Source organism: Burkholderia sp. ZZQ-2 (assembly GCF_050768715.1).
Lineage (GTDB): Bacteria > Pseudomonadota > Gammaproteobacteria > Burkholderiales > Burkholderiaceae > Burkholderia > Burkholderia cepacia.
Genome location: NZ_LDVA01000183.1, coordinates 23,939 through 37,692 on the forward strand (window position 1 = coordinate 23,939; position 13,754 = coordinate 37,692).

Sequence of the window (13,754 nt, forward strand, 5' to 3'; positions counted from 1 at the left end):
CACCACGCATCGCCCGTCCCGCACGCCATGCCGCCATGCATGCGCGTCGCCCGTCGACGCCGCTCATCCGTTCATCCATTCACCCCTTCGACCCGCTCACCGCCATGACCGCATCCTCTTCCGCACCGCACGTGCGCGCCATCGTCACCGGACACACGCGCGGCCTCGGCGCGTCGCTCGCCGAACAGCTGCTGCTGGAAGGCATCGCCGTGCTGGGCGTGTCGCGCAGCCGTCATCCGACGCTCGCGTCGCAAGCCGGCGACCGATTCACCGAAATCGAACTCGACCTGTCGGACACGCCGGCCGTCGCGACCTGGCTGGCCGGCGACACGCTGCGCCGCTTCGTCGACGGCGCGTCGATCGTGCTGCTGTTCAACAACGCGGGCATCGTCGATCCGATCGGCCCGCTCGCCGCGCAGGATCCGGCGATCGTCGCACGCGCGGTCGGCGTGAACGTCGCGGCGCCGCTGATGCTGTCGGCCGCGCTCGCGCAAGCGGTATCGGCCACGACCGAATGCCGGATCCTGCACGTGTCGAGCGGCGCGGCGCGCAACGCGTACGCGGGCTGGAGCGTCTACTGCGCGACCAAGGCCGCGCTCGATCACCATGCGCGCGCGGTCGCGCTCGACGCGAACCGCGCGTTGCGGGTCTGCAGCGTCGCGCCGGGCGTCGTCGACACGGGCATGCAGGCAACGATCCGCTCGACCAGCGAAGACAACTTCCCGATGCGCGAGAAATTCGACCAGTTGAAGTCGAGCGGCGCGCTCGCGACGCCCGAGGCAGCCGCGCGGCAGTTGATCGGCTATGCGCTGAGCGATGCGTTCGGCTCGGTACCGACCGCCGACGTGCGGGAACTGCCGAGCCACTGAGCCACGCCGGACGTCAACGTCCTTCGAGCCGCTTCGTCCAGTCTTCGACCTGCCGCTCCGCCCGGCGCTTGTCGAGCATCCTGCGCCAGCCGGCCGGCAGTATCGGGACCTCGCACAGCGCGTCGAGCGCGGCCATGTCGAGCGTGCGCCGGTACAGCACGTCGAGCACCGCCGACAGCGTCCATTGCGGATAGGCGCGCCGATACAGCGCCAGCACGTCGCCCGGCGCCACCCAGCCCGCCTGCAGCACGCGGTAATACCAGCCGGTCCGGCCGCTTTGCTGCACGAGCGCGGCCATCCGCGGATGATCGAAGCGCGCGTTGAGCTTCCAGCACGGCTGCCGCGACTGCGACACCTGAAGCACGGCGCCGCCGAGCGTGAACTCGTCGCCGAGACACACGTCGTGCTCGGTCACGCCGTGCGTCGACAGGTTCTCGCCGAACGCACCCGGTTGCGCGAGCACGCCGCGCGCGCCGATCTGCGCGGCCCACCATGCGTAGTGATCGTGCGCATAGTGGTGCACCGCCTTGTCGGGGCCGCCGTGATGCCGCGCATCGGCCTGCTCGTCGCCGGCAAAGCCGAGCGCGCCCAGCCACAAGCGCGATCCGACCGGCTGCTTGTCGATCGCGCTGGCGTGCGGCGTACCGGCCAGCGGCCGGCTCGTGCCGATCCGCACCGCGCCGATAGAGGCCGAGATCGCCGGCCATGCCACGTCGCTCATGTCGTCACACCGTCAGGCAATGCCGCGAGCAGGCGTTCGAGTTCGCGCGTACGCGTGTCGCCGAGCGGCATCAGCGGCTTTCTCGGTTCGCCCGCATCGAAGCCGCACAGGCGCAGCCCGGCCTTCACGGTCACCGGCAGCCCACCGTTGACGATGAACTGCAGCAGCGGCAGCTGCGCCTGAAAGACCGTCCGGGCGCGCGCCAGGTCGCCCGCGCGCATCGCGTCGAACAGCGCCAGCGGCAACGCCGCATTCAGGTTCGGCGCGGCCGTGCACCATCCGGCCGCGCCGGCCGCGAGGGCGGCGAGCGCCATCGGGTTGCTGCCGTTGTAGAACGGAATCGCGCCGTCGCTCAGTTGCGCGAGACGGTGCATCCGCCCGATGTCGCCCGTGCTCTCCTTCACCATCGTCACGTTGTCGACGGTCCGGCAGATCGTCGCGATCAGGTCGGGCGACATGTCGACGCCGCTCGTCGCGGGGTTGTTGTACAGCATGATCGGGATGCCGATGGCGGCGCCGATCGCGCGATAGTGCGCGACGATCTCGTCGTGACCGAGCTTCCAGTACGACACCGGCAGCACCATCACCGCATCGGCGCCGGCCTGCTCGGCGAAGCGCGCGCGGCGCACCGCGCCCGCCGTGGTGAGATCGGAAATGCCGACGACGGTCGGCACGCGCCGGCGCACCGCGCGGATCGACGCGGTGGCGACCGCCTCCCATTCGGTATCGGACAGGTACGCGCTCTCGCCGGTACTGCCCAGCGGCGCGATCGCGTGGACGCCGTCGGCAATCAGGCGCTCGATCAGCGCGTCGAGCGCCGTGAGGTCGACGCCGCCGTCGGCGGAGAACGGTGTAACCGGGTAGGCAATGATGCCTTTCAGCAGGATGGACACGATAGGTAATCCTCAGTGATGGTCGGACACGGCAGCGGCGAATCGCCCGCTCACGCGACGCAGTCCCGATGCGTGCGCAATGCCCTGCGCGCGTAGTAGTCGAAAGTCACCGCATCGCGCTTCGGCTTCGAAATCCAGTCGTGCGCTTCGCGCGCCAGCGCCGGCGGCACCGGCCTGATCTCGCCGGCCGCCATCGCGAGCAATTGCAGCTTCGCGGCCCGTTCGATCAGCAGCGCGAGGATGCATGCTTCCTCGATCGTCTTGCCGACCACGAGCTGGCCGTGATGCGACAGCAGGATCGCGCGCTTGCTGCCGAGCGCCTTCGAGATGATCTCGCCCTCCTCGTTGCCGACCGGCACGCCGGGCCAGTCCTTCAGGAACGCGCAATCGTCGTACAGCGGGCAGGTATCCATGTGCGACACGACGAGCGGCTGCTCGAGCATCGACAGCGCCGCGACATGCGCCGGATGCGTATGGATGATGCAGTTCACGTCCGGGCGCTCGCGATAGATCCATGTATGGAACCGGTTGGCCGGATTCGGGATGCCTTCGCCGTCGACGACGTCGAGATCCTCGTTCACGCGCAGCAGGTTCGCGGCCGAGATCTCGTCGAAACCGAGCCCGAGCCGCTGCGTGTAGTACGTGCCGGCGTCGCCCGCGCGGCAGGTGATCTGCCCGGCCAGGCCGGAATCGTGGCCGGCGTCGAACAGGATCCGGCACGTGAGCGCGAGCTTCTGCCGCGCAGACCAGCCGCTGTCGCCCACCTCGTTGTCGAGACGCCGCTCCGCCAGTGCGACCAGCGCCTCCTTCGTCAGATTCAGCGTTTCCGCCATGTTCACCTCCTGAATGGGCCGGGTCGGTCACGCCGTTCGCGCCGCTTTCCCGGGAACACGTGACACACGATACACCACAGGACACTTTGTGTCATGCGTTACAATCGGTTTTTCGAAGGACACCTGGCGCCCCATGACGATTCGCCTGAAGCTGCTCAGAAAACAGAAGGGCTGGACGCTCGACGTGCTGGCCGACGAGACGGGCCTCACCAAGAGCTACCTGTCGAAAGTCGAGCGCGGCCTGAGCGTGCCGTCGATCGCGGTCGCGCTGAAGCTGTCGAAGGCACTGAATGTCGATGTCGAACAGTTGTTCTCGGAAAGCCGCAACCGCGAGCTGATCACGGTCACGCGCGCCGGCGAGCGCACGGCGATGGGCGCGGCGGCCGACAGCCACGCGCACCGCTTCGAGAGCATCGCGGCCGGCGTCGCGCCGAAGAAGATGCTGCCGTTCGTCGTGCATCCGCCGCACGAATTCGTCGCATCGACGTTCCGCGAGCACGAAGGCGAGGAATTCCTGTTCGTGCACAAGGGGCGCGTCGAAATCGAATTCCCGAACGAAACGGTGCAACTCAAGACCGGCGATTCAGTCTATTTCAACGCACTCATCCCGCACCGCACGCGCAGCCTCGGCGCCGCGCAGGCGGAGATCCTGGTCATCGTCAGTCACGACGACTAGCCTCGCCACCTCTTCGCGCAAGGATCCCCGATGGTCACGAAGGCCACCGCACCGTTCCAGCAGATCAAGACGCTCGTTCGCCAGAACGTCGACTCGGGCGACTGGCGCCCCGGCGACCGCATTCCGTCCGAGCTCGATCTCGCCGCGCAGTTCGGCGTCGCGCGCATGACGGTCAACCGCGCGCTGCGCGAGCTGACCGAGGAAGGCGTGCTGAAACGCATCGCGGGCGTCGGCACGTTCGTCGCCGAGGTGAAGCCGCAGTCGAACCTGCTGATGATCGCGCACATCCGCGACGAAATCCGCGCGCGCGGGCACGAATACCGCTGCCGCGTGCTGAGCCAGTCGAGCGAGCCCGCGTCGTTCGACGTCGCAGCCGCGTTCGGCCTGCCGGTCAATACGCCGGTTTTTCACGTGGTGTGCGTGCACGAGGAAAACGGCCGCCCGATCCAGCTCGAGGATCGCTACGTGAACCCGGCCGCCGCGCCCGGTTTCATCGACCAGGATTTCCAGGTCGAACCGCCGTCCGAGTACCTGTACAACAACGTGTCGCACTACGAACTGGAAATCGAGCACGTAGTCGATGCATCGCTGCCGACCGGCGAACAGGCGCGGCTGCTCGACATGCGCGCCGACGAGCCGTGCCTCACGCTCACGCGCCGCACCTGGACGAACGGGCTGCCCGTCACGTTCGTGCACTTCCTGCATCCGGGCAACCGCTACCGGCTCGGCTCGCGCTTCAAGCCGGGCGCCGGGCGCCACCCGACCTGATCCTTCGTCACGCACCGGCACGCACAAATGCGCGCGGCGGCCGTTTCGTCGGGAAACGGCCGCCGCGTCCTTCACGCCCGCCGGCGTCAGAGCGCGCCGGCCTGCCCCGCGCCACGCGACCACACGACCGGAAACAGCGGGTGATCGAGCGGCGCGCCGTCGGGCAGTTGCTCCGCGAGCCCGGGAAAATCGGGCGACGTCTTCCAGCGGCGCGGCGCGTGACGGATATCGTCGCCGACGAAGCGGATCGAGAACGCGCGCCGACGGTTCTGCGTACCGCCCGACGCGTGCAGCGTGAGCATCCGGAAGCACACCATGTCGCCGGGCTCGAGCGCCCAATGGCGGATCGGGAAGGCCGCGCGGTCGCCTTCGATGTCGGGCAGGTCCGCGAGGCTGCCTTCCGGAAACCACTTCGCTTCCTTGTCCATGAACGTGCGCGGCATCAGCCACGGCCCGCGATGCGAGCCCGCGACGAACTCCAGCGTCGATTCGAGCGGCACCGGATCGACCGGAATCCACATGCTGACGTTGTCGTCGCCCTCGATGTTGTAGTACGGCTGGTCCTGATGCCACGGCGTGCGCTGCCGCGTGCCGGGCTCCTTCACGAGCAGGTGGTCGTGATGGAGCCGCACGTTCTCCGTGCCCATCAGCGCGGCGGCCACCGACGGCGCCGGCGAGCGCACGATGAAGTCGCGATACGCGTCGTTTTGCTGCCAGTTGCAGAAATCCTCGAAGAACCAGCCCGGATCGTCGGGCCGGCTCGCGACTTTCGCGCGCGGGCTCGGCTGCGCGAGATTCGCGTCGATGCCGGCGCGCAGCGCGGCGACTTCGTCGGGCGAGAAGATGCCCTTGATGCAGACCGCACCTTCCTCGCGGAACGCGGCGATCAGTTCGGGCGTCACGGCTTGCGCGACGCGATCCTCGATACTCGTCATGGTGTGCCTGTCGATTGAATGAATCACGGAATCACCGAATCACGGTGCCGAAGTCAGCTGCTGCTTCGCACCGTAGATGTCGAAGTCGAAATATTTCGCGGCGATCTTCTGGTACGTACCGTTCGCGCGGATCGCGACGATCGCGTCGTTCAGCCGCTTCTTCATCGCGTCGTCGCCCTTGCGCACGCCCATCGCGACGCCGTAGCCGGTGATCCGCACGTCGGTTACGTCGGGGCCCGCGAACGCATAGCCCTTGCCGCGCGGCGTCTTCAGGAACGAATAGCCGGCCTGCGTCTTGTCCTGGAAGGTCGCGTCGAGGCGGCCGTTGACGAGATCCTGGTACACCTGGTCCTGGTTCTGGTACGAGACGATCGTCACGCCCCTGGTCGCCCATTCGGCCTTCGCGTACGCCTCCTGCGTCGTGCCCTGGTCGATCCCGACGCGCTTGCCCGCGAGCGACGCGGCGGTCGGCAGCAGCTTCGAGCCGACCGGCGCGACGAGCGCGCCCGGCGACGCATACAGCTTGTTCGAGAAGTCGATCTGCTTGAGCCGCTCGTCGGTGGCCGTCATCGCGGACATGATCACGTCGAACTTGCGCGCGCGCAGCGCCGGAATCATCCCGTCGAAGCCCTGCTCGACCCAGACGCACTTTGCACGCAGCTGCTCGCAGATCGCATTGCGCAGGTCGATGTCGAAGCCGGCGAGCGAGCCGTCGGGCTGCTTCGCCTCGAACGGCGGATACGTGGGATCGATGCCCCAGCGGATCGTCGACGTGTCCTGCGCGAACGACACGAGCGGCGCGAACGTCAGCGCGGTAACGAGAAGCCTTGCAGTGCGGTTCATGGCGTGTCCTTGATGGTCTCGACGCGGCGCGCAAGCGCCGGCGTCCGGTGGGTGGCGTTGCGCCGGAACGCCCGGCGCGGTGCGCGAAAGACTGGGACTTCGATGGAACTGCGATGCAGTCTAGACCGCTCAAATTTCGAGCGCAAGCGGGGGGAAGGCAGAATGCGCGGATTAAGGTCGGGAGACTGCGAGAGGCCGGAAATGACGCCCTAAACACACGCGCATAGCGTGGATTTACGAGATTTTCGGGTGTTTACCCTACGAGACACGCGCCCGCCACAGGGCGCGTTTTTCCGGATTTCCGTGAAATAACGATGTCTATACAGGCACCCGCTCGATCGCCGCATACCCGCGCCGCCGCGCATGCCGCAGCGGCGTCTCGCCGTTCGAATCCGCGAGATCGACGTTCGCGTGCCCGTCGACGAGCAGTTGCACGATCCGCACATAACGCTCGCTGCCATCGCCGAGCATGATCGCCTCCAGCAGTGCGGTCCAGCCGAGCCGGTTCACGTGGTCGACGTTCACGCCCGCGTCGATCAGCGTGTGCACCGTCTCCACATGGCCGCGCTCCGCTGCCGGAATCAGCGCGGTGCCGCGATACCGGTTCGTGCTGCTCAGGTCGGCGCCGTGCGCAAGCGTCATCCGCAGGATGTCGAGATGGCCGCGCGCACCGGCGTACAGATACGGGCTGTCCTGTATCGCATCCTTCGCGTTGACGTCCGCACCCGCGTCGATCAGCACGCGCGCCGCCTCGACGTGATTGCCGTGCGTCGCGAGCAGCAGCGCCGTGCGGCCCTGCCCGTCGCGCGAATCGATCGGCGCGCCGCGTTCGAGCAGCGTGCGCACTTCGCCCGCGTCGCCACGGTCGGCCGCGCTGCGCAACCGGCCCTCGAGCGCGCCGCCGTCGGCGGCGGCCACGGCCGACGTGAGCGTGGTCAACGCAAACGAGCCGATGATCGCGATCCGTTTGCAAAACATCCGGTGTCCTCCTTGGGTGCGGCGCACGCCGATGCCCGGTCGATGCGTTCCGTCAGGCGCCCCCGCGACACCACCCGACGCCGCGCCGGGTCCGGCGAAACCGCGATTGCCCACGGCATCCGGCCATGTTAAAAGTCGTCGCATGCATTTGAAAACGAAATGTTCGAATCCACAGAAGTGCAGAAATGAATAGACCCCTGTTCGACATCGACCTGCTGCGCGCGCTCGTGATGGTCGCCGACTGCGGCAGCTTCACGACGGCGTCCGCGCGCCTGCACTCGACGCAGTCGACGGTCAGCCAGAAGGTGCGCCGGCTCGAGGAAATCGCCGGGCATCGCCTGCTCGACCGCGGCACGCGCGACGTGCGGCCGACCGACGCGGGCGTGACGGTGCTCAGCTATGCGCGGCGCATGCTCGCGTTGAACGACGAGATGCTGGAAGCGCTGTCGGGTGCGACGGTCGCGCTGACGATCCGGCTCGGCGTGCCCGACGATTTCGCGGCGGGCCGCACGACGCATGCGCTCGCCGCGTTCAAGCGCGAGCATCCGCAGGTGAAGCTCGAGGTGATGTGCGGGCTGAGCCGCGACATCAGCGCCGCATACGACCGCGGCGAACTCGACCTCGTACTGATCAAGCAGCGCCGCGACAGCCGCGAGGCCGTCGTGCGCTGGCCCGAGAAGCTGCGCTGGATCGACAGCGCCGCGCATCCGTCGATCGATCTCGACCCGGTGCCGATCGTCGTGTTTCCGCCGCGCGGGCTCTATCGCGACGACATGATCAAGGCGATCGAGGAGCGCGGCCGCCGCTGGCGGATCAGCTTCACGACGTCGAGCCTGAGCGGCATCCAGGCCGCCGTCGCCGACGGGCTCGGCATCAGCGTGCTGCCCGCGCGCGTGGTGACGGACGAGCACGTCGTGCTGACCGCGAAGCAGGGTTTCGCGCCGATCGAACACATGGACATCGCGATCCTGCATCGGCCGACGGCCGACCCGATGGTCAGCGAACTGACGAAGGCGCTCGCGGCCATGCTGGAGCACGAGGAGTAGTAGGAAAGAAAACGCCGGATGCGGCAAGCAAGCAAGCGAACGAACGCCGCGACACCGCCGGCACGGCCGATGCGACGCGATCGCGCGCCCGATCCCCGTCAGAACATCGTGTTCCCGTTCGCGGCCTGCTCGGGCACGGGTTGATTGACGTCCCAGTGCTCGACGATCTTGCCGTTCTCGAGCCGGAAGATGTCCATGATCGCGCTGCCGCGCGTGCCGGGTTCGCGCACCGCGTGCACGTGCAGGATCACGTAGTCGCCGTCGACGAACGAGCGCTTGATCTCGCTGTGCGACCGCGGATACCTGTCGCGCAGGAACGCGACGAATTGGCGGAAGCCGTCGCGGCCGTCGGCCGCGTTCGGGTTGTGCTGCACGTAACGATCGCCGACATACGCGAGTGCGGCGTCGGCATCCTTCTCGTTCAGGCCTTTTTCATAGAATGCGAGCACCGTGCGCCGGTTCGCTTCCTGCTGCGCGTCCGTTGGCCCGGCCGCAACCGCATGCGCGGCGCTCGCGGCGAACAGGGCCGCCGCCATCCATCGTGCGGCCCGTGCCGCGGTCGTACGTCGCATCGTCTTCTCCCGGGAAATCCGGCTGAAAACCGGATCATACCGGGGCGATGCTTCACCCGGGTTTTGCTCAGACCAGCGCGCCGTTACGCGCCACGATCTTCCCCGACGACACGACGAGCCGCCGCACCGGCCGTGCGACGACGGCCTCGGCGAACGTCAGCGCGTCGACCAGCACGACGTCCGCGCGGCTGCCCGGCTGCAGCCCGTAACCGTCGAAGCCGCAACCGCGCGCCGCGCCGTGCGTCACGCAGTCGAGCGCGACCTCGAGCGCGTCGTCGCGGCGGAAATCGTTGCGCATGCCGATCAGCATCGCGCGTTCGAGCATGTCGGGCGACCCGTACGGCGTCCACGTATCGCGCACGCCGTCGTTGCCGCCGATGACCGTCACGCCCGCCGCACGGCACGCGGCCACCGGCGGTACGGGCACCGCCGCCGGCGCGGTCGTGACGAGCCCGACGCCGAGTTCCGCCATCCGGGCAAGCAGCGCATCGCGCTCGCGTTCGGCGATATCGCCCAGACAGAACCCGTGGCTGATCGTCACCTTGCCCTGCATGCCGTGCGTCGCCGTGCGCTGCAGGATCAGGTCGAGCGAATACGCGCCCATCGAGCCGCGCTCGTGCAGGTGGAGGTCGAGCCCGCGGCCGTGGCGTTCGGCGATCGCGAACAGCACGTCCACCGCCTCGACCGGATCGCCTTCGATCGCGCACGGGTCGAGCCCGCCGAGCAGATCGGCGCCGGCGGCGAGCGCGTCGGACAGCAGTGCGTCGGTGCCGGGCCGCTTGAGCACGCCCGATTGAGGAAACGCGACGATCTGGATTTCAACCTGCCCGCGCAGCGTCTCGCGCGTCGCGAGCACGCCGTGCAGATGCCGCAGCCCGGCTTCGGTATCGATATCGACGTGGGTGCGGATACGCGTCGTGCCGGCCGCGAGGAATGCGCGCGCCAGCGCGAGCGACGCGACGCCGGCGTCGTGGCCGCTCGTCGCGCGATAGTGGCGCTCGTTCTCGATCCGGTCGACGAGGCGCGGGCCGACCTCGTTGCGATACCACGGCATCCCCCAGTGCGTCTTGTCGAGGTGCGTGTGGCCTTCGACGAGGCCGGGCAGCGCGAGCGCCCCCGCGCCGTCCTCGATCGCGCAGCCGGCGGGCGCGTCGAGCGACGGGCCGATGCGCGCGATGCGATCGCCTTCGATCAGGATGTCGAGCGCGGCGTCGGCGCTCGGGCGGACGTTGCGGATCAGCAGGTTCGTCATGTCGGTTCCGGTGTGGTCAGTCAGTGCGGTCGGTACAGTCGGTGCATCGGAACACGGCGCGTGCCGTGCCGCCGGCCGGGTCGGTCAGCGCGTGAAGCGCAGCGCAGGGGCGAACGGCGCGCCCGTGTCGCTTTCGCCGCGGCGGAATACCCAGCGCTCGGCCGGCACGCCCGCGACGGCCGCCGCCGCATTCGGCGCACGCACCGCGACGAACGTCGCGTCGCAGCCGACAGCGATTCCATAGTTCTCCTTGCCGATCACGCGCGCGCCGGCATGCGTCGTCATGTCCAGCGCGATGCCGAGCGCCTCGTCGGTGTAGAAGCCAGACCGATAGCCGACCATCATCGCGCGCTGCAGCATGTCGCCGTTGCCGTACGGCCACCATGCGTCGCGGATGTTGTCGTTGCCCGCGAACACGTGCACGCCCGCGTCGCGCAGCGGCTGTACCGGCGGAAACTCGCAGTCGCCCGGCGCATTCGTCAGGATCGACACGCCGGCTTCGGCCAGTGCCGCCGCGGTGCGCCGCACGTCGTCGTCGCTCACCTGGCCGAGCGCGTATGCATGGCTCACGTTCACGCGCCCGCCGAGCCCCGCCGCGCGCGTGCGCGCCGCGATCCGCAGCAGTTGCGCGATGCCCGTCTCGCCCGGCTCGTGCAGGTGGATGTCGATCTTCGCGCCGCGCTTCTCGGCGATGCCGAACACGATGTCGAGCTGGCCGTCCGCGTCGCCGTCGAGTGTCGTCGGGTCGATCCCGCCGACCACGTCCGCGCCTTCGCGCACCGCTGCGTCGAGGATCTCCGCGGTGCCGGGGCACGTGACGACGCCGGCCTGCGGGAACGCGACGAGTTCGATATCGACGATGCCGCGCCATTGCTCGCGCGCGGCCATCACGGCCTGCAGGTTCGACAGGCCCGTCGTCGCATCGACGTCGACGTGGCTGCGCATCGCGACCGTGCCGAACGCGGCGGCCTGCGCGATCAGCGCATTCGCGCGCTCGACGATCGGCGGCGCGGCCGCGAGCTGGCGCTTCTCGACCGCGAGCCGCTCGCGCAGCGTGCCGACCGTTTCGTGCGGCACCCAGCGATCGCCGACGAAGCTCTTGTCGAGGTGGATGTGGCCATCGACGAAACCGGGCAGCACGACGCGGCCGTCGAGGTCGATCGTTTCCGCGCCGGGCGCGGCCGCATGATCGGCACCGATCGCGGTAAAGCGGCCGTCACGGACGACGAGGTTGACGGGCTGGCCGCCGGCGTCGACGGCGTTGATGAAGATACGATCGGTCATGGCTCGGAATGTGGGGCCGGCGCGGCACGTCACCGGCGCGGACAGGGGAAGGAACCGCAGCCGGCACGGCGCAACCGTTGGCAGGGAGTCCGGCCACGATATCGGACAGCACCGGCCGAGGCCAATTAAATGTCGCGATGCCGCGCATTCGATTTCGCGATGCGCGGCGCAAAGGCCGTGCCAGCCACGTGCGGCTGCGGGGTCCGATCTCGTCGGCGACGGCCCGCATGCCGATGGCGCGTCGGGTGACGTCGCCGAAGCCGAAGTTTCGCGCGCCGGCATCGAGAGGCCGACTGCCTCGCAGGATAAGCCGCCGGATCGCTGTCTATCCGCGTGATCGCAGTTGCCGAACGGGCGCCGCCGCCCTCGCCGGGCATTGCGCGATCGCCCCGCCCGGGCGGCGATTTACGCGGCAACAGACTTTACACGTTGTTACCCGGCCGCACCGGACGCGCCACCTGCCATTCCTTATACTCACGCCGAGTTCGCCACCCGTCCTGGAATTCGTCCGCGAACCCGTTGCCGATGCAGGAATCATCATGATGCGCATGCCTTCCACGAAGACCGTTCTGTTCGCCTCGCTCGTCGCCGTCGCGGCGCTTCCGCTGACCGCCTGCGTCGCGCCGGGTTACTACGGCGCGCAGCCGGGGTATCAGCAACAGCAATACGCGACGCCCGGCTACGCGCAGCCCGCGTATTCGCAACCGGGCTACGTGCAGCAGCAACAGCCGTATCCGAACCAGGCGCCGCAACCGTACGATCAGTACGGCAACCAGCAGCAATACGGGTCGCAGCCGTATGACCAGTACGGCAATCAGCAGCAATACGGCAACGGCTACGGCACGCAGTACGGCACGGTCTCGAACATCCAGCCGGTCAACGGTTCGGTCGGCCCGTCGGGCGTGGCCGGCACCGTCGTCGGTGCGCTGGTCGGCGGCCTGGTGGGCAACCAGTTCGGCCGCGGCCATGGCCGCGATGCGGCGACCGTGATCGGTGCGCTCGGCGGCGCGGTGGCCGGCAACCAGATCGGCCAGCAGATGGGCGCCGCGCAAGGCCCGAGCAGCTACCGGATCGACGTGCAGGTCAGCGACGGCACGATGCGCTCGTTCGACGTGCAATCGCCGGGCAACCTCCGGCCGGGCGATCGCGTGCAGATCAACGGCAACCAGCTGGCGCGGTATTGATTCGGACGCGGTGCGCCTGACCTGATCGGGCGCATCTTCGCGCGTTTGACGTCGGGGCCGGTTCGGCGCGACGGCGTACCTGCTTCACCCCATCCTTATCCTTCGTCCCGGCGCGGCGCACATGATGCGCCGCCGACATTGCCGCGACACCGTCGCCCTCAACGCCCCCGTCGCGCGATCGCTCACCCGCATCAACGCCCGCGCTCCCGCGCCTGGCCATCACACCCGCTCGATGCCGAGCCCGACGCGCGTCGACCGCGCGGCTGCGCGACGCGCGCAAGTCACGCGGCCTGACGCTCGCGCAACTGTCCGAGCGTTCCGGTATCGCGGTGTTGACGATTTCGAAGGCCGAGCGCGGCGACATTGCACTCACCTACGACAAGTTCGCGGCGCTCACGCATGCGCTCGCGCTCGACTTCGACACGATGTTCGGCCGGCCCGCGCCCGCCGGCGCGATGACGCCGTCGTTCACGCCGGCCGGCCAGCAGATGGTCTACGACACGCCGAACCATGCGTACGGGATGCTCGCGAACGACTTGACCGGCAAGCGGATGGTGCCCGTGCGCGGGCGGATCCATGCGCGCAAGCTGTCGGACTTCGCCGACTACATCCGGCACAGCGGCGAGGAGTTCGTGTTCGTGCTGAGCGGCGAGCTGGAGCTGCGCTTCGAGAACGGCCACGCGTACCGGCTCGGCGCCGGCGACAGCCTGTACTTCGACAGCGCTGTCGGGCACGTGTACCTGAGCCTCGGCGACACCGATGCCGAGGTGCTCGCGTGCTGTGTCGACGGCGACGCGCGGCGGCCGCGCGACGCGATCTGAACGCAACGGCGCGGCCACGGCGAGCGGTGCGCCGAACGCCGACACGCGCAATCCGGATTCCCGTTAGGATCAGTACGAT

General features: G+C 68.7%; 15 protein-coding genes. 6 read left to right on the forward strand and 9 right to left on the reverse strand.

Annotated features, from left to right (window positions below; all coding sequences use genetic code 11):
- The first annotated feature begins 104 nt into the window (after window positions 1-104).
- Window positions 105-869: an SDR family oxidoreductase gene (locus ABY44_RS12070; RefSeq protein WP_060174119.1), complete on the forward strand. Its 765-nt coding sequence runs from the start codon at window positions 105-107 to the stop codon at window positions 867-869.
- 13 nt (window positions 870-882) lie between these two features.
- On the opposite strand, the gene ABY44_RS12075 is transcribed toward ABY44_RS12070, so the two are convergent.
- The 3 genes from ABY44_RS12075 to ABY44_RS12085 are packed head-to-tail and all read right to left on the reverse strand — an operon-like array spanning window position 883 to window position 3,316.
- The gene (locus tag ABY44_RS12075) at window positions 883-1,590 is read right to left on the reverse strand and encodes an MOSC domain-containing protein (protein WP_060174054.1); all 708 of its coding nucleotides are present in this window, start codon (window positions 1,588-1,590) and stop codon (window positions 883-885) included.
- Window positions 1,587-2,483 carry a dihydrodipicolinate synthase family protein gene (locus ABY44_RS12080; protein WP_060174055.1) on the reverse strand — a complete coding sequence of 299 codons (897 nt, stop codon included), beginning with the start codon at window positions 2,481-2,483 and terminating at the stop codon, window positions 1,587-1,589. Before ABY44_RS12080 ends, ABY44_RS12075 begins: the two co-directional genes overlap by 4 nt.
- Before the next feature lie 50 nt (window positions 2,484-2,533).
- The gene (locus ABY44_RS12085; protein ID WP_048023762.1) at window positions 2,534-3,316 is read right to left on the reverse strand and encodes an aldolase; all 783 of its coding nucleotides are present in this window, start codon (window positions 3,314-3,316) and stop codon (window positions 2,534-2,536) included.
- Window positions 3,317-3,449: 133 nt separating this feature from the next.
- Between ABY44_RS12085 and ABY44_RS12090 the strand changes: the two genes are divergently transcribed.
- Together ABY44_RS12090 and hutC are read left to right on the forward strand one after the other, a co-directional pair.
- On the forward strand, window positions 3,450-3,992 hold the full coding sequence (locus ABY44_RS12090; protein WP_021158662.1) for a helix-turn-helix domain-containing protein: 543 nt from the start codon (window positions 3,450-3,452) through the stop codon (window positions 3,990-3,992).
- 30 nt (window positions 3,993-4,022) lie between these two features.
- A complete protein-coding gene (gene hutC / locus ABY44_RS12095) occupies window positions 4,023-4,760 on the forward strand; it encodes a histidine utilization repressor (RefSeq protein ID WP_048023760.1) in 738 nt (245 codons plus the stop codon).
- A gap of 86 nt (window positions 4,761-4,846) precedes the next feature.
- Here hutC and ABY44_RS12100 read toward each other — a convergent pair whose 3' ends face one another.
- The 3 genes from ABY44_RS12100 to ABY44_RS12110 form a co-directional block, all read right to left on the reverse strand.
- On the reverse strand, window positions 4,847-5,695 hold the full coding sequence (locus tag ABY44_RS12100) for a phytanoyl-CoA dioxygenase family protein (RefSeq protein WP_060174056.1): 849 nt from the start codon (window positions 5,693-5,695) through the stop codon (window positions 4,847-4,849).
- A gap of 39 nt (window positions 5,696-5,734) precedes the next feature.
- Window positions 5,735-6,538: an ABC transporter substrate-binding protein gene (locus ABY44_RS12105; RefSeq protein WP_060174057.1), complete on the reverse strand. Its 804-nt coding sequence runs from the start codon at window positions 6,536-6,538 to the stop codon at window positions 5,735-5,737.
- Between the two features lie 318 nt (window positions 6,539-6,856).
- Window positions 6,857-7,516, reverse strand: a complete 660-nt coding sequence (locus ABY44_RS12110) for an ankyrin repeat domain-containing protein (protein ID WP_155637979.1) — start codon at window positions 7,514-7,516, stop codon at window positions 6,857-6,859.
- Window positions 7,517-7,701: 185 nt separating this feature from the next.
- Between ABY44_RS12110 and ABY44_RS12115 the strand changes: the two genes are divergently transcribed.
- Entirely contained in the window at window positions 7,702-8,562 is an 861-nt protein-coding gene (locus ABY44_RS12115; protein WP_027790266.1) for a LysR family transcriptional regulator, read from the forward strand.
- Window positions 8,563-8,660: 98 nt separating this feature from the next.
- Here ABY44_RS12115 and ABY44_RS12120 read toward each other — a convergent pair whose 3' ends face one another.
- The 3 genes from ABY44_RS12120 to ABY44_RS12130 form a co-directional block, all read right to left on the reverse strand.
- Window positions 8,661-9,134, reverse strand: a complete 474-nt coding sequence (locus ABY44_RS12120; protein ID WP_060174058.1) for a nuclear transport factor 2 family protein — start codon at window positions 9,132-9,134, stop codon at window positions 8,661-8,663.
- A gap of 67 nt (window positions 9,135-9,201) precedes the next feature.
- Entirely contained in the window at window positions 9,202-10,386 is a 1,185-nt protein-coding gene (locus tag ABY44_RS12125; protein WP_060174059.1) for an amidohydrolase family protein, read from the reverse strand.
- Between the two features lie 84 nt (window positions 10,387-10,470).
- Window positions 10,471-11,670, reverse strand: a complete 1,200-nt coding sequence (locus ABY44_RS12130) for an amidohydrolase family protein (protein ID WP_060174060.1) — start codon at window positions 11,668-11,670, stop codon at window positions 10,471-10,473.
- A 539-nt stretch (window positions 11,671-12,209) separates the two neighbouring features.
- Here ABY44_RS12130 and ABY44_RS12135 point away from each other — a divergent pair.
- Both ABY44_RS12135 and ABY44_RS12140 read left to right on the forward strand, forming a co-directional pair.
- Window positions 12,210-12,854 carry a glycine zipper 2TM domain-containing protein gene (locus tag ABY44_RS12135; protein WP_060174061.1) on the forward strand — a complete coding sequence of 215 codons (645 nt, stop codon included), beginning with the start codon at window positions 12,210-12,212 and terminating at the stop codon, window positions 12,852-12,854.
- Window positions 12,855-13,066: 212 nt separating this feature from the next.
- Window positions 13,067-13,675: a helix-turn-helix domain-containing protein gene (locus ABY44_RS12140; RefSeq protein WP_060174062.1), complete on the forward strand. Its 609-nt coding sequence runs from the start codon at window positions 13,067-13,069 to the stop codon at window positions 13,673-13,675.
- Window positions 13,676-13,754 lie beyond the last annotated feature (79 nt).